Genomic DNA, 17,335 nt, shown 5'->3' on the forward strand with positions numbered 1-17,335 from the left:
CTGTTGTTTGCATCCGCCGAATTGTGCAGGTGGCGGGTCTTAACTGAGACCAGAGATTCTTTGGCTGTCTTCTATCAAAATCAAACGACTTGGCTCCTTCAGATCGAACTCAATTACGCGTGGTACGAAAAGGCGTGCATATCGTGTAAAGGCGCTCGTCGGAGGAAACCGAATTACAGTATCGCAGCGCCCGAGAAGATACATCTCAACGAGGGCGGAAATTCCGCCGTCAATCCCAAGTGCTGCAGTGTGTAAGGGGCCATCTTGATCGGATCGGAAACGCTTGGGGACGGTGAGAAGATCGGGAAACCTGGCCGACAGGTGATCCAGGATCTGCGCGCTGTCCGTGCACAAGAACAGCCGCACAGGCTTGGGGTGCGGTAACGCTTTAGCCTTATCAACCGCAGTGCACACTTGTCGAACGGCGAACTCCGGATCGGCCCAGTAGGGCGCATGCTCCATGATGTCTTCACCGTTACCATGTCGAACATGAACCCCGATGATGCTGTGCCCCTCAAAACATTCTTGGTAAATGGCATCTATGCGTGTTTGAATTTCAGACCGAGGCTTGACACTCTGGAAGACCTGCCGCTCGGCATCCTCATCGCAGCGCCACATCAAGCAAGCGTCACACACTACTGTGTTCGCTTCGACATCCTGTTCGGCCTGAAAGAGCTCGCCCAACTCGTCGCGCTCTTGGAAAATCTGCTCATCTGGGCGGTAAAGGCAGTCGATCGCTGGCCTATTCCACCACTCCGGGAAGAATGGACCCGGGAAGGAAAAGTCGTTGATCCGGTCGTCGCAAATAGCCGGTACGCCAGCGATGTCATTGATCGGTTGGAAGAAAACCGGAAAGGCGTTTGTGAAGGGTTGGTCGAGATAGCAGGACCCGCGCCAGTCGACGGCTAGCGTTCGTCCCGACCGCTGAGCGTAGCGCCAAGCGGCCGCCAGCGACCACAGACAATCACCGAACCCCGTACGCCTCTGAGAGACGACGAACCTGCGCTTTACCAATCCACTGACCTTTCGGAAATCTCGTTTCAGAGACGAGGTTGCATCTGGCTTGGGATCTCTTAATCGATACTAGTCGACCGTTACGCCGGGCGATTTGGTAGAGGCTGCGCGTGGGGCAGAAGAGCTCCCTCAGCACTGCCTATCCTTATCTCTGTGACGCTCGCAAATCTTGACGCCGGGTACACTCGCTTCCGGTTTAATGCGCCCGGCGACATCTGTAAAATTGATTGAGTGAATGTAGCCCATCCATGCGATGGATACTAACGCGTTCCTTGACGATGAGCCTCTGCTGACGTGGGCCGCGCTTGCTAAGCGAAACAGCCGGTCGATGCAGTCCACAAAGTCCCTTTTTCAAGTCCAATTCTTAACTGCCTCAACGTAACATGTCATTTGCGCGCGTTTCAGTGAAGGACGGATGTGCAGGACCCCCCAGCCGTCGAATGTCAGGCGCAGGCCATCCACGTCAGTTGTGGCCATCATGGCGTCCGGTCCCACCAAAAGATGCGACACGGCGCCCTCTGACGCTTTCAAGTGCGCCAACATGGCGCAACTCCTGCCGGATAGCTTTCGAGCCGGCTGGATTGAGCGACTTGGCACGCGATGCTGTGCGACGACGGCCGAGAGAGGAATTTTGGCGTCTGCAGCCATGTGGAGGATCGTTCCGACGGTTCTGCGGGTTCTCGGTGTCAGAGCCGACACCTGTGCGAACCCGCTCTCGTCCGTTTTCCACAGGCCCTTGAGGTTCATGACCCTGTTGTTCGCCGAGATCACCCGCCAGTTCAGCGATCCAGGTGAAGATCGGCACGCCTGTCGATGCGGCGATCATCGCCTCGGCCAGCGAAGATGATGAAGAGGGCCATTGGGTCAAGTACAAGCGCCGATCAGCGTTTCATTGCTTCAAAGCCCATTTCGGTGCCTACGCCGATACGGCCCTTGTCGAGGAGATCGCCGTCACGGCGCCCACACCGAGGACGGCAACGTCGTTCCTGATGCTCTGCCCGACAATCCCGGCGAAGTGTTTGCCGACAGCGCCTACCGAGGCAATCATCTCGGCGACGCGGTGCGCGCCAAGGGTGGAAGGCCGCGCATTGTCGCAACCGCTATGTGGGGGCGACGAGGCCGAAAGCTCGACGCCTGGAACCAACCGATCCACAGAATTTGTACTCGGATCGAGAAGATCTTCGGCACCTGTAGCCGGATGCGATGGCGAGGGCTGGCAAAGGCGGCCGTTCAAATTCGCCGCACTGCGATCGCCTACAGTATGAAACACAGTTTGTTGGTCGCCTCGTCCCGCCCATCGTTGAAGCCCAGCCACCGTTTTCGGGCTAGCGCGCCCGAAATTTCTTGGAGGTCAATACGTAATGCCCTACCCGGCTTTTCGCCGCCGTCTCAGATGTGCGGTTCGCCCGAAGCACCCGACTGCCACGAACTTTGTCTTCGCGCGGAGCGAAACCTCGCGCCCACGACTTTGTGCCGCCGATGGTGCCGCGCTGCCCTGTCAAACAATCCATTTTATGGATGCACCTCATCCAAACAATCGATTTCACCGATCAAAACAATTTCCATTAGAAGAGCTGAAGCAGGCAAAGATTACTTGGTCAGCGCAAAAGAGGCATGGTGGAGTGCTAGTGTGGGTTGGACCCACATGCTCGCCATTTTATCTGGGAACTGCTACGTGCCCTGCTGGCGCAGGGCAATACGATTCTACTGGCCACCCACTTCGTGGAAGAAGCGGAGCGGCTATGCAACCGACTGTGCGTGCTTGAGAACGGATGTAGAATCCCAGAAGGGCGTCCTAACTCGCTGATTGATGAGCAAATCGGGTGCGACGTGATTGAAATGTATGTCGCTCACCCCGTGAGCTGAGTTCGGCACTCAGGCCGCATGTGCGACTTAGGCACGTTAGCGGCGAGACTCTGTTTTGCTATGCCTCGAAGCAGGAGCAGGTGTGCTCGCTGGCTGACACTGTCAATGACGAGCTCCGCGCCGCATCTGTCGAAATCCTACCATAGGGTATGGGGCGGGCCGCAGTTTGCTGGCGGTGTGGCGAGCCAGATTCGAAACTTCAACTACCATAGAGCAGGAAGAAAATGGGCGAGAACAGGAAAGTTGCTCTGGTTACGGGCATAACGGGACAGGATGGTGCCTATCTCACGCGTCTTCTGCTGGAAAAAGGCTACGTCGTTCATGGGATTAAGCGACGTTCCTCTTCCTTCAACACGGGTCGCATCGAAGACATCTACCAAGACCCGCACGATCCCGATCCGCGCCTAATTTTGCATTACGGTGACCTCACTGATGCGACTAATCTCATCCGCGTAGTTCAGGAATCCCAGCCAGACGAGATTTACAACTTGGCCGCTCAGAGCCATGTCCAGGTGTCGTTCGAAACGCCGGAATACACAGCAAACGCCGACGGTATCGGAACATTGCGACTTCTTGAGGCGATCCGCCTCCTCGGTCTGAAGGACAAGACCCGCTTCTATCAGGCCTCGACTTCAGAGCTCTACGGCCTCGTACAATCCGTACCGCAGAACGAAACAACGCCCTTTTATCCGCGCAGCCCTTACGCTGCCGCCAAGCTCTACGCCTACTGGATCGTGATCAACTATCGGGAGGCCTATGGTATCCATGCTTCCAACGGCATTCTCTTCAATCATGAAAGCCCACTGCGCGGCGAAACTTTTGTGACGCGCAAGATCACCCGCGCCGCCGCTGCTATCTACCTCGGCAAGCAGGACAAGCTTTATCTCGGCAATCTCGATGCTCAACGCGATTGGGGCCATGCGCGTGAGTACGTGCGTGGTATGTGGATGATGATGCAGCAGGATCAACCGGATGATTACGTGCTGGCGACGGGCAAGACGACCCCTGTCCGCCAATTCGTCGAATGGGTTTTCGAAGATGTCGGCGTCGAGCTCGAATGGCGTGGTGAGGGAGTCGACGAAAAGGGCTATGATGTCGAGACCGGCAGATGCCTAGTCCAGGTAGACCCACGCTACTTCCGCCCCACGGAAGTCGATCTTCTCCTGGGCGATGCCACCAAGGCGAAGGAGAAGCTCGGCTGGGTGCATGAGACATCCGTGCGCGAGCTCGCCGCGGAAATGGTGCGGGAAGACCTCAAGGTCATGCAGACATCGGTAATCATGAAGGAAGCATAATGTACGATCTGAAGGGAAAAGCCGTGTGGGTCGCGGGCCACAAGCATGGTGGGCAGCGCTGTTGTAGGCCGCCTCGCGTCTGAAGACTGCAAAGTTATGGCCGCCCTGACGTTTCCCCCAAATTTTGTCCAGTCGTGAGTTCGTTTCCGGGGGTGGATTTGCCCTGATGGCCGGTGGACGCGACGGGTGCTGGCGCGGAGCGTTTCACGTTGCGCAGCGCGAGCGACCGTCGCGGGTTGAAGGTCGATGCACATTCGTTGGGTGTCTGCCATCCGATGTGCGAGTGCGGACGCGCGCCGTTGTAATCGGCGCGCCATACATTGAGCCTCGCGCGGGCCTGGGCCAGGGACGTGAACCACGTATCGTTGAGGAGTTCATCGCGAAGGGGGCCGTTGAAGCTCTCGCGTTAGGGTCCTAGCCAACCTCCGACTGTGAACTCGCGGAAAGCGATTTACGGCAAGCGCACACAGCAGCTCGTCCACGGCGTTCGTACATGAAGTTTGGAAACTTATCATACTGGTACACACCTCCATGGGGGAACATTATCTCCAATATCTCAGCGATTACCGGATAGCTATCTGCCTTCACCTACCTCGGCCTAGTGCAGAATCTTGGCCGAATGAACTCGGCGCTCTTGCTGCACACCAATGGTCCGTCCCGCGCGAAGTGCGATCATACCGCCGCAGCTTACCTTCAAATCCGGCACTGGCGAGGATCTAGATCCAAGCCGACGGCGCCGGGCATCAAATAAAAAACCGCCGACCGAAGCCAGCGGGCTTGATTGGGATGGCCCGCGCGGACGGTCAAGGCTGCGCCGGCCGACCATGGCGGAGGGACCACCTTGGTCAACGGCACGGCCCGATGACGGCGTGCCGATGTACCACAACATGCGGCGAGATAGAGCCTTCCGGCGTCGCGGAAAAAAGCCCGCCGGTTTTGGGCCAGCGGGCAAGTTCTGGAGTGGCTGAGATCAACCCAGCATCAGTCAACGACCGGCGGAAGGGTTGGTTGCAGTGGATGCCAGCTAGCCGCAGCATGCTGTGAATCGTAGCAAAGTGAAAAACAAAACTCTGGACTTCTAGGTCGGACTCGCCCCAATATTTGTTTGGGGGATTCACATGAAAATTGGAGCACTCATCGCAAGTGCAGCCCTGTGCGTCAGCGGCTGCTCTACGAGCGCTGTCGTGTCGGACAGCGATCTCACGGCAATGAATACCGTTGCGCTATGTCACGTTCTCGCCAGCAGCACGGACGAACAGTATCGTAGCAGGGTAGCGGCCCTTCTAGTGCGCAGGGGCGCAACAGCAGAGAAGTGCACCAGGCTTGTGCAAACCGACAATGCTGTCGCGACAGGCATAGCGATCGCGGCTGTCGGCGGCGCAGCTGTGGGTGTCGCTGCCAACAACGGCTATGGAGGCGGAACATATTACCGGCCACCGCCACCACAAACCTATGGCGTCGCGTGGGACCAATTCTATGGCCAGAACTACAGCATTATCTGGCGCTGCCGCGACCGGTCCACCGGGCGGTTCCTTGACGATTACTATTGCGCCGGCCTGCCGATGGTTGACAGCGCATGGCCGGGCTGGTCGGCGTAGCGGATGAGCAGGCCATACCGCAAATATCGATTCAATCGGTGGCAGAGACCCACCGGTGCGAAGCTGTGGCGGCGCCAACTTGCGAGCGTGCCGGCAATGCTCGGTCTTACGGCAGCGGCGGCACTGGCCGCCTTCCTGGCGCCGTCGGGCGCGCAACGTAGCGACGATGCATCAAAGGCCAGCCCACGAAGGGCGGCGCCCGCCTCGCTTACCGGTGTCGCTTCCGTCATTGACGGCGATACCATCGAAATCCACGGCCAGCGCGTCCGTTTCAACGGCATCGACGCACCAGAGAGCCGGCAGCTGTGCCGCGATCTGAATGGCGCCGAGTATCCTTGCGGCCGGCGATCGGCCGAAGCGCTGGACACTTTCCTGGCCGCGTCGAGGCCGCTCGAATGCACATTCGTGACGTGGGACCGCTATCAGCGCTTTGTCGGCGATTGTCGGCGCGCTGACGGCGCGGGCGTAGCCGCCTGGATGGTCGAGCACGGCCAGGCGCTGGATTGGCCTCGCTACAGCCAGGGCGCCTATGCGGGGCTGCAGGCGCAAGCCCAAGCCTCAAAGATCGGCCTGTGGGCCGGGACGTTTCAGGCACCCTGGGAATGGCGCTCTGCGCACGCCGACGGCGCGGCGCCGTCGAGCCGCCCACTGGGCATCATCAGCCGTAAGCTGGTCGCGCAGAGCGGCTATTCTTGCGAGCCGCGGAGAACGTGCAAACAGATCGGTTCCTGCGACGAAGCCAACTGGTACCTGCAAAACTGCTCATGGGGCGGAAAACTCGATCGCGACAAGGATGGGATCCCATGCGAAACACTCTGCTAGCTGAAATGCGCGCTACGGCCTGTTCGGCTTTCCGCTTACACCGATCTAACGAAGACCATGCATGGGCGGCGCGGTCTGCTAACCCCATTTTTTGACGAGGTAGATAGTGATGGGGTTGACGCCCCCTCGACGGCATCGATGTGCCAGAATGGTGGTGTTTGACAGCCACCGTAAGAGAGGGAGCGTCCACAATGGAAGTTAACACGATCGGGTTAGACCTAGCGAAGAATGTGTTTCAGGCGCATGGAGCCGATGCGGCGGGCGCCATTGTTTTCCGCAAGCAACTGCGACGCGACAAGGTGCTTGCGTTTCTCGCTGGGCAGCCGGCCTGCTTGGTCGCCATGGAGGCCTGTTCTGGGGCGCATCACTGGGCGCGCGAGATCGGCAAGCTCGGGCACACCGTTCGTCTGATCCCGCCATCCTATGTGAAGCCTTTCGTGAAGCGGCAGAAGAACGACGCCGCCGATGCCGAGGCGATCTGCGAGGCCGCGCAGCGGCCGACCATGCGCTTTGTCGCCGTGAAGAGTGAGGAGGAGCAGGCGAGTGCGGCCGTATTCCGGGCTCGTGATCTGCTGGTGCGGCAGCGCACCCAGACGATCAACGCCTTGCGCGGCCATCTTGCAGAATATGGACTGGTCGTTGCCCAGGGCCCTTCACATACTGCCAAGCTGATGGAAAAGGTAGAGGATCCTGAGGGCGATCTGCCAGAAGCAGCCCGCCTGGCCCTCACCGTGCTGGTCGATACGCTGAGATCGCTGGAGGAAAGGATCAAGCAGCTCGATGCCGAAGCGCGAGTTCGTGACGGGGCTCAAGAATCGCGGGCTCGCCGGCGTCGAGTTCGTCGTCTCCGACGACCATCCGGGGCGCAGGGCGGCAATCCGCGAAGTGCTGCCCGAAGCGGTCTGGCAGCGCTGCTACGTGCACTTCCTCAGAAACGCGCTCGACTACGTGCCGCGCAAGGTCGACGACGATTGCCTGATGGAGCTCAGATGGTTCTACGACCGGCGCGACCTTGCCGAGGTCAAACGCGACCTGGCGCAGTGGATCGCCAAATGGCAGGCCAAATACCCGAAGCTGGTCAACTGGGTGGAAGATAACATCGAGGAGACGCTGAGCTTCTATCGGCTGCCGCTAGCTCACCACAAGCACATGAAGTCGACGGATGACATCGACAAGCCTGATTTCGACTTTTTCGATTCCTGTTGCGTTTCTTTGTTCGGCTCAGGTGAGCCTGTTTCTTCGTCCCGGCCCACAGGATTTCCCACGCGAGCGTGTCGAGACGCAGTCAAGGCTGGCCGGTGCGATGGCGCCGCGGCCGGCTGCGAGGTTTCCAGGCCACGCCTTGACGGCGTCGAGCACGGCGCCATTCTGGAGCGGACCGAGGGCGTCGGTCGTGCCGCCAGATTTCCTTGTGCTATATTTGTCCGGCACGGACGACCACGTGGCAAAGAGTGGTGCGAGAGGATGAGAGTGCCGCCACGCAGCTGTTATAGTCGTTCCTCGTTTGTGGCGTCCGTGCGCCGCTTCGGCCCGCGTGACCGCCAATGCCGAACCATTAGCTCGTAGGCACGTTCGGCATTCTCGGCCGCGGCTTTCTCGCTGTTTCGAGGCATTCCGATACCAGCCATTCGCCGATGTGGTGACCAGTCTCAGCACGTGGTCGGGCATATAATTTGCCTATCGTTCGCGCGGCCAAGAGTGGGCATTTGTTTTGACGCGCTTCTGTTCGTCGACATAGGGACGCTGGCTCCGCAGCATCAGATCCGATTCTTACATGTAAAAGCTGTACCTTGGAGCGATCTCCTGCTCGTCTCCGAGGTATTTGAGCACCTGGCCCACCTGCCTTGCCGCAGCAATGGTAATCGGCATTCCGTTGTCGAACTGAGTGTTGTTCCAATTCATCTTGGTCAAAGCCAAGGTTTCGTGCGCGATATGCTGCAGTGGCTGACCGAGAACCTGACATCGCAGCATCAGCGGCCGTGGCACATACATGCCGGGATATGTGCGGAAGAAGTCGACGCTGCCGCGCGTGTAAAGGAGAGCCTGATCCTTGCTGAAGCGCAAAAGGCTGCCTCTCAATGGGGGATAGACGCCGAGCCGATAAAGGCGTGTCATCGATTTCTGAATCCAGACGAAATCAGCATAGTCGATGTCGCGCTCGTCAATAGCCTTGTGAAAACCATCCAGTTCGTTCGAATCGAAACGCGATGTCTTATGCAGCACCACGCGGGCTGGGTAGTGGCCGTGCTGACCGCGAAACACCTTCAGGGAATCTCTCAGGAGCGTATAGGCATCTTCGGCGGTGAGATGGGGCGAACGGTCTTCTTCGCTTTCGACCATGCGGCCGCCGCGAAGGATTAAACCTTCCCCTCTCTCATCAAACATCTGGGCGGTGCTCGTATGCATATGCTCGCCTTCCACCGATCGGTAGAAGCTCAGACCGACGAAAGATGTTCTAAGTTCTCGGGCATCCCTCGCGAGGCGCCACGGAAGGCCACCGGCTTTGTAGTAGATGGCAGTGACAAGGTTCCAGGCGATGGTGGCAGGATCCTGCGTTCGCCGGTCGCTGTTCTCCTTCAGTTTCCGAGGTATGCGGTAAGACGGATCGAACGTGGTCGGCCACATCAACTGAATAGGGATACGCAGGCGCATGCACGCTGCCTTGAGCATGCCGCGGAAATCTAGTTCGTTGCCTGGCTCCGCTTCCCCGACCTCGTCTTCGTTCTCGCCTGTGGCTTCACGTGCATTCACGGTCCTTTCGATTATCTCGACAGGCAACGCGATAAGAACGACATCGGGTCGCGCGGTCCTTTCAGCAAGGACCGCGATTTCGTCGACGATCGTGCTGACCACCTCGCGAGTGACCTCCCTTTGCCCCGGAACCGCAACCAGACGGGCGATTTCCTTTGTCGGAAGGATTCGCTGAAGCTCGCTCGATGTGGTGAATTCGCATCGAAAGGTTTCATCGTTCCGCAGACCTGGGAACCGTGGGAACAGGTTTGCCTGGCGGCTGGGCTTTGCTTCGAAACCGTCAGAGCATGCCTCGATCCATCTGGCGGTGCCTTCCACGGTGTCCGCGCTCCCGACTATTCCAAGCTTGACGCGTCTAGGCGCACCATCGATGTGCACGTCAAAGGGACCGTAGTCCATGATCCCGAAGCGGATGTCGGGATGCCGCAGCCCGCTTCCGAATTCCAGTTCGGGCTCGGCCAGATGAGAAAGCCTCATTCCGTGCCCTCCTGCATCTTGTCGAAGTCGAACAGCGGCGAGGAAGGATTGGATTCTTGCGCGGTCCAAAGTTGATCCGGCACACCCACGTCGAGTTCCAATGATTCCAACGGCGCGAATCTGAGATGTGGGTAGGCCTCTCCGAGAAGGTCTCCCGTCCGGTGGGTAGTCAGAAACGCCTGCCACATCACAAACTGGCCCATGACAGCAGCGTTGTTCTCGAGTTCTTTGATCTTCTTAAGATGTTCGCCTGCCTTGAAATCGGGCTCCCGGCCATCCCTGCTGAAATGATAGGTCGGCGTAACCTCGACGTACCATTTCTGATCATAGCGGACGAAATACGGGCGGAAGCCCGAATGACGAAAGTAAGCAGGCTTCCCCGGATGCTCGCGCTGGCGACCATAGCCTTTGACAACGCGACGCGTAGTCAAGTTCTGGACGCTCCTGTAGGCGTAGTTGAGCTTCCCTCGGTTTCTCGGCTTCACGAAATACAGGATGCCGCTGTCGCGATCGCGACGAAGGTCGGGTCTCACAAAATCCCCGATTGCCCTATTCAACAGCGCAACGAAATCACGAACCCGATCCACGTCGTCGCTGTCCGACCACTCGGAGGTGTCGAAGACTTCCATCGCCGACACATCGCAAATTTTGTTCCAGGGCCACTTGTCCAAGTCGTTGAATGACAGGACCGCATTGCTCCTGACTATCCACTCGGAAGAGGCTTTCGAGTCCAGCTCCCTCAGGGCGGCTCCGAAAGATTTGTCCGTGTGGTGGTCGGTTGGGGCCCAGTAGATCTTAGGCGCGAAACCGATCTCCAACAGATTGACGAGCAGGGATTCGTGGAGACGCACGCTAGGTCCCGTGGACCCGGGCTTTGCCGAAGTGGCTACCGCCACGATCGCGGCCTTCGCGTCGACAGAGAAAAAATCAGATCGCTTGTCGAAGACGACCTTCCTCGACTTCAAGTTCTCGGTGTCACTGAACCATTCCTTGATCGACTTCCAATAGGCCTTCCCTTCGTCGAGCTTTACGACGAGCAGCAGAACAGGAGCCGTGCCATGCATCCAGTACTGGATGTCTGCTTCTGCCAAGGGGAACTCAAACGTGGTGTCGGTTTCGGCCTGCAGTCGCGTGCGCTCGGTTGCCTTTCCCTGAACTTGCAGCAACAGGTTTGAGACGGCTCCCGTCGTTTCATCGCGCAGTTCGATAAATCCATCGATTCCGGCTTCCACGCCGCCAGTCTCGTAGAACATGAAGCCCATGTTCAACACGACTTGGCGAATATACGCGATGCCGCGTTCGCCGATGATATCGGTACGCCCAATCTTCTTCGCCATCTTCCGCTCAACGAGAGTATGCGACCCAGAATCGAGAATAGGGACAAGAATCGTTCGGTTAGGAATACGACGGCGCGGTCTGCGCTTCAATTTTCACGACGAGTTGTCGCCGGATAGGTGCCACGGCACTCGAAGGAAGTCCAAGCTCTATCGACCTCTAAGCCAAAATCGCCCGAGCGAAAGCTTCCTCGTCACCCGCGCCTACCAGACGCAACGGCACGCCGAGATCCCGGGCATGCTTCTCGGCGAGCGCTATGACCAGGGCTTGGTACTCGGCAATCTGGCCAAAAGTCCTGTCCGGGCGGACCCTGCTCGTGTCCCGACTCCTGTGACCGAGGATACTTTCAGGATCGCCGTAAAGAGCTATCACAACGTACGGATCGATCAGTCGGAAGACCTCCAGAGGGATTTCGACATAGCCGTCGTCGGTGTCGATGATGTTATGCGCGTCGAAAACGATGGGACGGCTCTCCCTCGCGCGCAACTTCCCGAAAGCTTCGCTTAGCAGCGTCTGATTGTCGAGAACTTGACCTTTTCTGAGTTCTTCGCGGTCTACGGTTCGAGCCAGCAGGTCGGCTTTCGCTTGCCGTAGGACATCGCTTGCCTGAACATGGATGAGGCCGGCATTTGCGGCACATCGTCCAATCACGTACGATTTTCCAACACCGGACACGCCGACCACCAATGCGACTCTCGTCATCGACCCAACTTCCTCTAGCCTGTGCCTCTCCCATAGACGACCGTGCGACGAAATCGCCCGCTACATTGTACACGCTGTCCACGAGAAGTTTGCGTGGGACTGTTTCGATTTCTCTCGCGTTCGCATAGAGTCCGGAGAAGTCAGGAGTGGCCCATTGCAATTCGTGTTTCCTACGCCCCCAGGGCTGTACGACGCCGCTCTCGAGCGTCTGAAGACAAGGCTCGCGGACGAGTTTCCCGAACGATCTTCCGTCCCGCGTGAGCGCTTCGTCATGACCGAACGCCTCGCGGACAAGGTGCTGTCTGAGCAGAAATCGACGACAATCCGATACGACCGCGATAGGGTCGAGTACCCCGCTGGGCCTGTGCTGCCACTTTACGCCGCTGCCGAGCAAGCGCCGCATGACGAGTATCGTTGCCTTGCCCGTCTTCGTGTCCTCAGCGTGCGTTACTCCACATTTAATGGCCTAACCGAAGCTGATGCGCGTTCCGACGGATTTTCTTCCCTAGACGAATTGCTCGGTACGCTGCAGCACTTCTACGGCCGCATAATGCCGGATGACACGGTCTGCATTTACGAGTTCGCCCTCGAGCGAACGGCGACGAAGCAAAAGACTTTGGCCTGGAACGTGGTGCTGCAATCCGCTTCCGTCTAAAACTTGAAGCCCAGCTTCAGGAGCGTTTTCAGCTTCGCGTAAGCCGATTGGGGAATCTTGTTTATCGACTGCGGCCACGAAGGCAGGACGCCGTAGCCGAGCAAGTCGATCAACGGCACGGTCGGCTCCAGGTGCCCGATCAGCAGGAAGTCGATGACCTTAAGCGGACGCGATCCCGCCACCCAGTGGGCGAGTTCCGTATCCGAAAACACGGATCGTTTCGCAGTCCACTTTCGTACCTCGTTCACATCGAGGGTCCAACGGACGGATTCCACAATGCCCACGCTCGTCATTGATTGGGAGCCGTAGGACGGGGACTTGGTCATATAGAAGAAGAGCAGATCTCCAGGCTGCAATGCATTCGTTGGGGCGTGGCAGATGTAGACTTTCTTAATGGTATTGCCAGGTTTGCCGCCTGGCACCCCGCTGCTTCCGGTCGTCGGAGCGGTCACCTCAGGGAACAACTTCCGATGATATCCCGGCTGGATAGGCACGACGAACTTGCCCACAGAAGCGTCGTCCGAAAACCGTGGGTAGTTCTTCTTCACGGTCCTGAGCTTATCGGTTCCGGCCGACAACGGCCCGCTTCCCATAGGCTTTTCGTAGACTAGCTCATCTTTCGCGAGCGTTTTGGTTTTCTCGAACCCGTATTCTTCAAGCAGGCGGATTAGAGCCTCCTGCTTGGGAAACGCGGTGACATAGGTCAGGTCGTAGCCGTTCCGTTGGCAATGCCATAGGACCTGCTTCAGCAACTGCTCACCGAGCTTTTGGCCCCTATAGCCCTGGGCCACCTTGAAGGTGCAGATCTTTAGAATCTTGGCAGCGGCGTAATGCGTGCCGGCTTCGGCGTGGGTCTCGTCTTTTCGAATGACGATCGCGGCTAGCTTGCCGCCATTCTTGATCACCCAGCAGTCGCGGTGCTCTTCCTTGCACTTCGGCACCCATACCTCCCGGAACCCGACGTAATCGGCGGCCAGATCGTCAAAAATCTCATCCTTGAAGTCGATATTGTACGCTTTGACGTATTCGACGGAGGGCAGGAAAACCTGATCCGGTTCGTACGCCTGCTTAAGCCACGCGACCGCATCAGCGACTGTCAGAACTTGTTCGCTGAGACCGGCGGCCTTCGCGCGTCGATGAATGCCGTCATCCTCCGTAACGAACAGCTCCACGACACCATCCGCGACCGCGTGCAGCATCTTCGCGTCGCAAACGTCATTCGGCTTCGGCAGCTTGCCGTACAGCTTTGCCAGTTCCTCCTCGGGAGGAACGTGAACGCCCTTCAACTGGCGGAACTTCTTGACCTTAGAAAGAGTGATCTTCCTACGATCCTTGTCGGGATCGCGTTCGATATCTTCCAACGAAGCTTCATGTACGAAGACGGATATTCCGTGCTCCTGGCATTTGCGCTGCAGGTCGGCGAACTGAGCCTTAATCTCTTTCGAATCCTCGAGCTGGATGATGACATTGGTGTCGATGAGCAGCTTCATCTCTCGGAACCCCGGATCAGCTGACGAAAGGCATCGTCGGCATAAGCGAATGACTGTGGCGGCGTAAAGCCGAGACGATCCTTGAGTAAGGATAGGGGGACGGGTTCCGGGACGGCGACCGGATCCTGTAGCTTGATCACGAAGCCGGACGTCCTCTCAGCATAGTACGCATCGAAGTCATCACGCGCAATGAAGGCCACGTCACTATAGTTTGCCCATATGCGCTCGACCGGGAGTTCTTCCACGGTAGAGATCGTAGCGTACCCGATCACTGCTTGGATCGGAGCCGACGCATAAATGTACATGACCGCGCCGGTGACCGTCCCATACGGAAATCGACGCCTCAGTTCGACTTTCTTCTGACCGCTTACAATTTTGATAGCGTACTCTGGCTTGATACTCAGAACGAAGTCGTGGCGGAACAGGTCCAGATTGCTCATTCTTTGACGATCGCAATTTTTCTCATGATCGGCATTATCCCGTACAAACCAAAATGTGAACTGCTGCCTCTCAAAATCGGCGTCGCGACCAATTCGCTTCCAATGTGTTGCGGTTCGCAAGCCCGCACGTAATGCCGTAGCAAGCGTCACGCTCGCCCCCACTGCACCTTCATAACGGTCGATATCTGAGCCTGTCCGACTGACGTTGCCCCCAAGTTTTATCCAATCCTGAGTTCGCTCCGGCGATCAATGTTGCCCTGTTGGGCGGTTTGAGCGACGGGCACAGGCGCGGAGCTGATCATGGTGCGCAGCGCTGTGTCCCGTCGCGCGGTGAAGGTGTGGGCGAGCTCGAAGGGGGTCTGCCATCCGAGCCGCGAATGTGGGCGATTCATGTTGTAATCTGTCCGCCAACTGGCCAAGACCGCGCGAGCCTGCGCCAATGAGGTGAACAGCATCTCGTTCAGCAGTTCGTCACGGAGGCGACCGTTGAAGCTCTCGATGAAGCCGTTCTGCATTGGCTTGCCCGGCGCGATATAATGCCAGTCCACGCGGCTTGCATCGGCCCAGGCAAGGATCGCATTGCTGGTCAGTTCGCTGCCATTGTCACTCACCACCATCTTCGGCTTGCCGCGTTCGATCATGAGCCGATCGAGTTCGCGGGCAACCCTCGCGCCGGACAGAGACGTATCCGCGACCAACCCCAGGCACTCGCGCGTGCAGTCGTCGACGACGGTCAATATCCGGAAGCGACGGCCATCGGTCAGCTGATCCGACACGAAGTCCAGTGACCAACGGTCGTTGGGCGCAACGGGGACCATCATCGGTGCCCGCGTTCCAATGGCCCGCTTGCGGCCGCCACGGCGCCGAACGGCAAGCTTCTCCTCGCGATAGAGCCGGAACAGACGCTTGTGATTGACCACATAACCTTCCCGCCGCAGCAGCACATGCAGGCGGCGATAGCCGAAGCGCCGGCGCTCATGCGCGATCGCCTTCATCCGCTCCCGCAGGCCACCATCGTCGCCACGGCTCGCCTTGTGGCGAACCGTCATCCGGCAGCAGCCGATGGTCTTGCACGCCTGCCGGTCTCGCATTGATGGACTTCATTGCGACACAGGTTTTTTCCGAGACCGACTGGGACACGCCCATTTTTAGCTAGAGCTCCGGAACTCTTTCCAGAAACGCGATCGGTGAAGTCGGCCGAAAAATGTCCGCTTTCGGTAGATGACCTCGATAGTGCAAATGACCGGGATGAGGCGCAGAGCCGGGATTGGTTCGGGGCAGATCAGCTCGTCTATTGTGCCCTGTGTTTCGGCTTGCCGCCGGCAAATTGCTTCAATGCATTTGCCCGCCTAGAAAGGTGCCCCCTCGGACTCACTGGTCGCTGTCACTTATTCGGACCCTGAAATTGGCTGCCGCCGCGATTTCTCTGACTTGTCGACGACAGGGAACCCTTCCTTTCTGGCCTTGGCAAACGCTCGATCGCTCTCCAGGAACTCCGCCAGCATGAACGGGATCAGTTCCGCTACCGATTCGGACTCGCCATAGGTCTGACGACAAAGCGCCGCATAGTCCTTCAGTGCTTGGTTCATGTCTGCACTTACGCTTATGGTGATCTTCGAAGGTGTCCGATCCGGAAGTTTGCCGAGTTTCAGATTGGTCATGATGACTCCAGTCAATCCGGGTACGGCCGCAGCACAAGATCCTTGTGCACGATGACGCGCAGTGGCCAACCGGGCCGGACAGTGATGGTGGGTTGGATATTGAGGTTCTTCTCGGTGATGCGCTGGCCAGCTCGACTGACGTTCTGCTGAGCGGATTCGCGGATTGCTTTGACCAGGTCGCTTTCGTCTTCCCCGAGGCTCAGCTCGGTGCCGACCCCTAGCAACGTGGCCAGCGCAACGCCTTTCATCAGCTGCCAGGTGTGGAAATCCACCTTGTCCTCAAGCCCGGCATAGCCGGCGGTGTCCGTCGCCGGCAGATTGTCGATTTCGATCGAAGAGCCGTCGGGCAGCAGTATCCGTTGCCAGACCAGCAGCGTGCGCCTTTGTCCAAAGGCAACAACGCTGTCATAGGTGCCAATCAGGCGAGAGCCTTGCGGAATGAGCAAGGTGCTGCCGGTGACTGTGTCGTGCACATTCTCGGTGACCTGTGCGACGACGAGGCCGGGCAAGTCGGAATTGATGCCAGTGATCAGGCTCGCTGCGATGACGCTGCCGGCCATCAGCTGATACGGCGAAGCCGGCGTCTGCAGTGCATGCAGATTGTAGATTCCACTTGTGTTCCGCTGGCTGACAAAAACGAGCTTGCGCTGTTGGTTGTTTTGGTCGCCCTCGGCCGGTGCTACGGAAGCTGAACCGCGTGCGGCATCGGATTGTGGAGCCGTTGCCTCAAAGGGTGGACGCCCGCCCTGCCCGTTGCCGGCGGCATCTGCTTGCCGGGGTCGATTTTCGATCCGGAAGAAGACTTGCGATTCGCGCGCCTCGATCGCCTGCTGTGCAAGGCGCTGCTCCTCCGCCGAAACCTCCTGGCCCGGCGCGATGCCCAGCTGGCGTTGGTGCTCAAGGATGGGGCGGCCGAGGTCGCCGGGCAGCGGTGGTCCAAGCACCGGAGGCTTGGGCTTGATCCCGGAATAGTCCTTAGGCAGCCTTTCAATTGCCTCCGCGGTTGGCTTCCGCTCAGTGTTGTAAAGCTCTTCAGCCTGCTCTTTGATGCGCAGCGCCGGTCCCTGCAGCGCCATCATGGTGACGCCTAGAACGGTCCCGGAACCAACAGCAGCAATGGCGACAATAATGCCGCGCTTGAAGCGCACAGCGCGGCGAGGCGAGGCCCGCAGCGGCAGCTGTTCTGGATCGAGTTTCGGTGAAGCATCGGAGCGGGAAGTATCCGTCAT

14 protein-coding genes and 5 pseudogenes are annotated in these 17,335 nt (G+C 58.4%); 8 read left to right on the top strand and 11 right to left on the bottom strand.

Going from position 1 to position 17,335, the window contains the following annotated elements:
- Positions 1–39 precede the first annotated feature (39 nt).
- A complete protein-coding gene (locus NKH28_RS26895) occupies positions 40–1,044 on the bottom strand; it encodes a nodulation protein NodZ (RefSeq protein WP_502906669.1) in 1,005 nt (334 codons plus the stop codon).
- A gap of 321 nt (positions 1,045–1,365) precedes the next feature.
- Positions 1,366–1,761 carry a hypothetical protein gene (locus NKH28_RS26900; protein ID WP_352980827.1) on the bottom strand — a complete coding sequence of 132 codons (396 nt, stop codon included), beginning with the start codon at positions 1,759–1,761 and terminating at the stop codon, positions 1,366–1,368.
- Between the two features lie 44 nt (positions 1,762–1,805).
- On the opposite strand from NKH28_RS26900, the gene NKH28_RS26905 reads away from it, so the two are divergent.
- The 3 genes and pseudogenes from NKH28_RS26905 to gmd all read left to right on the top strand — a co-directional run bounded on the left by NKH28_RS26905 (position 1,806) and on the right by gmd (position 4,175).
- Positions 1,806–2,279, top strand: coding sequence for a hypothetical protein (locus NKH28_RS26905; RefSeq protein ID WP_352980828.1), 474 nt, complete (start codon positions 1,806–1,808; stop codon positions 2,277–2,279).
- A 367-nt stretch (positions 2,280–2,646) separates the two neighbouring features.
- Positions 2,647–2,963 (top strand): annotated as a pseudogene (locus NKH28_RS26910) (nodulation factor ABC transporter ATP-binding protein NodI); the annotation flags it as partial.
- Positions 2,964–3,104: 141 nt separating this feature from the next.
- Complete coding sequence (gene gmd, locus NKH28_RS26915) at positions 3,105–4,175, top strand: GDP-mannose 4,6-dehydratase (RefSeq protein WP_352773663.1); 1,071 nt, start codon at positions 3,105–3,107, stop codon at positions 4,173–4,175.
- 94 nt (positions 4,176–4,269) lie between these two features.
- Here gmd and NKH28_RS26920 read toward each other — a convergent pair.
- Positions 4,270–4,578: pseudogene (locus NKH28_RS26920) on the bottom strand (integrase core domain-containing protein); the annotation flags it as partial.
- 715 nt (positions 4,579–5,293) lie between these two features.
- Here NKH28_RS26920 and NKH28_RS26925 point away from each other — a divergent pair.
- The 4 genes and pseudogenes from NKH28_RS26925 to NKH28_RS26940 all read left to right on the top strand — a co-directional run.
- Positions 5,294–5,773, top strand: a complete 480-nt coding sequence (locus tag NKH28_RS26925) for a hypothetical protein (RefSeq protein ID WP_352980829.1) — start codon at positions 5,294–5,296, stop codon at positions 5,771–5,773.
- Between the two features lie 96 nt (positions 5,774–5,869).
- Positions 5,870–6,595, top strand: coding sequence for a thermonuclease family protein (locus tag NKH28_RS26930; RefSeq protein ID WP_352773919.1), 726 nt, complete (start codon positions 5,870–5,872; stop codon positions 6,593–6,595).
- Positions 6,596–6,786: 191 nt separating this feature from the next.
- Positions 6,787–7,428: pseudogene (locus NKH28_RS26935) on the top strand (IS110 family RNA-guided transposase); the annotation flags it as partial.
- Positions 7,397–7,771, top strand: a pseudogene (locus tag NKH28_RS26940) (transposase); the annotation flags it as partial. The pseudogenes NKH28_RS26935 and NKH28_RS26940, both read left to right, overlap by 32 nt.
- 594 nt (positions 7,772–8,365) lie before the next feature.
- Here the strand turns inward: NKH28_RS26940 and NKH28_RS26945 are convergent.
- From NKH28_RS26945 to NKH28_RS26955, 3 genes are all read right to left on the bottom strand, one after another.
- Positions 8,366–9,823, bottom strand: coding sequence for an argonaute/piwi family protein (locus NKH28_RS26945; RefSeq protein ID WP_352980830.1), 1,458 nt, complete (start codon positions 9,821–9,823; stop codon positions 8,366–8,368).
- Positions 9,820–11,160: a DUF4365 domain-containing protein gene (locus NKH28_RS26950; RefSeq protein WP_352772433.1), complete on the bottom strand. Its 1,341-nt coding sequence runs from the start codon at positions 11,158–11,160 to the stop codon at positions 9,820–9,822. The genes NKH28_RS26945 and NKH28_RS26950 overlap by 4 nt, the downstream gene beginning before the upstream one ends.
- Positions 11,161–11,317: 157 nt before the next feature.
- Positions 11,318–11,860: an ATP-binding protein gene (locus tag NKH28_RS26955; protein WP_352772431.1), complete on the bottom strand. Its 543-nt coding sequence runs from the start codon at positions 11,858–11,860 to the stop codon at positions 11,318–11,320.
- 154 nt (positions 11,861–12,014) lie between these two features.
- Here NKH28_RS26955 and NKH28_RS26960 point away from each other — a divergent pair, with 154 nt between their 5' ends.
- A complete protein-coding gene (locus NKH28_RS26960) occupies positions 12,015–12,515 on the top strand; it encodes a hypothetical protein (protein ID WP_502906668.1) in 501 nt (166 codons plus the stop codon).
- Here NKH28_RS26960 and NKH28_RS26965 read toward each other — a convergent pair.
- The 5 genes and pseudogenes from NKH28_RS26965 to NKH28_RS26985 all read right to left on the bottom strand — a co-directional run bounded on the left by NKH28_RS26965 (position 12,512) and on the right by NKH28_RS26985 (position 17,335).
- A complete protein-coding gene (locus tag NKH28_RS26965; RefSeq protein WP_352980831.1) occupies positions 12,512–14,005 on the bottom strand; it encodes a GNAT family N-acetyltransferase in 1,494 nt (497 codons plus the stop codon). The two genes, NKH28_RS26960 and NKH28_RS26965, sit on opposite strands and share 4 nt — an antisense overlap.
- Positions 14,002–14,595, bottom strand: coding sequence for an ASCH domain-containing protein (locus NKH28_RS26970; protein WP_352980832.1), 594 nt, complete (start codon positions 14,593–14,595; stop codon positions 14,002–14,004). The genes NKH28_RS26965 and NKH28_RS26970 overlap by 4 nt, the downstream gene beginning before the upstream one ends.
- Before the next feature lie 68 nt (positions 14,596–14,663).
- A pseudogene (locus NKH28_RS26975) lies at positions 14,664–15,536 on the bottom strand (IS3 family transposase); the annotation flags it as partial.
- Between the two features lie 297 nt (positions 15,537–15,833).
- Positions 15,834–16,106, bottom strand: coding sequence for a DUF2274 domain-containing protein (locus NKH28_RS26980; protein ID WP_352980833.1), 273 nt, complete (start codon positions 16,104–16,106; stop codon positions 15,834–15,836).
- An 11-nt stretch (positions 16,107–16,117) separates the two neighbouring features.
- Positions 16,118–17,335 (bottom strand): TraB/TrbI/VirB10 family type IV secretion system protein, encoded by a 1,218-nt coding sequence (locus NKH28_RS26985; protein WP_352980849.1) that lies wholly within the window; start codon positions 17,333–17,335, stop codon positions 16,118–16,120.

The sequence above is a fragment of the Mesorhizobium sp. M1227 genome, from assembly GCF_040318315.1.
Lineage (GTDB): Bacteria > Pseudomonadota > Alphaproteobacteria > Rhizobiales > Rhizobiaceae > Mesorhizobium.

Excerpts from the sequence above, each read along its gene's own strand:
- NKH28_RS26900 (WP_352980827.1), bottom strand. The coding sequence starts at position 1,761 with ATGAACCTCAAGGGCCTGTGGAAAACGGACGAGAGCGGGTTCGCACAG.
- gmd (WP_352773663.1), top strand. The coding sequence starts at position 3,105 with ATGGGCGAGAACAGGAAAGTTGCTCTGGTTACGGGCATAACGGGACAG.
- NKH28_RS26925 (WP_352980829.1), top strand. The coding sequence starts at position 5,294 with ATGAAAATTGGAGCACTCATCGCAAGTGCAGCCCTGTGCGTCAGCGGC.
- NKH28_RS26930 (WP_352773919.1), top strand. The coding sequence starts at position 5,870 with ATGCTCGGTCTTACGGCAGCGGCGGCACTGGCCGCCTTCCTGGCGCCG.
- NKH28_RS26945 (WP_352980830.1), bottom strand. The coding sequence starts at position 9,823 with ATGAGGCTTTCTCATCTGGCCGAGCCCGAACTGGAATTCGGAAGCGGG.
- NKH28_RS26950 (WP_352772433.1), bottom strand. The coding sequence starts at position 11,160 with ATGGCGAAGAAGATTGGGCGTACCGATATCATCGGCGAACGCGGCATC.
- NKH28_RS26955 (WP_352772431.1), bottom strand. The coding sequence starts at position 11,860 with ATGACGAGAGTCGCATTGGTGGTCGGCGTGTCCGGTGTTGGAAAATCG.
- NKH28_RS26965 (WP_352980831.1), bottom strand. The coding sequence starts at position 14,005 with ATGAAGCTGCTCATCGACACCAATGTCATCATCCAGCTCGAGGATTCG.
- NKH28_RS26980 (WP_352980833.1), bottom strand. The coding sequence starts at position 16,106 with ATGACCAATCTGAAACTCGGCAAACTTCCGGATCGGACACCTTCGAAG.
- NKH28_RS26985 (WP_352980849.1), bottom strand. The coding sequence starts at position 17,335 with ATGACGGATACTTCCCGCTCCGATGCTTCACCGAAACTCGATCCAGAA.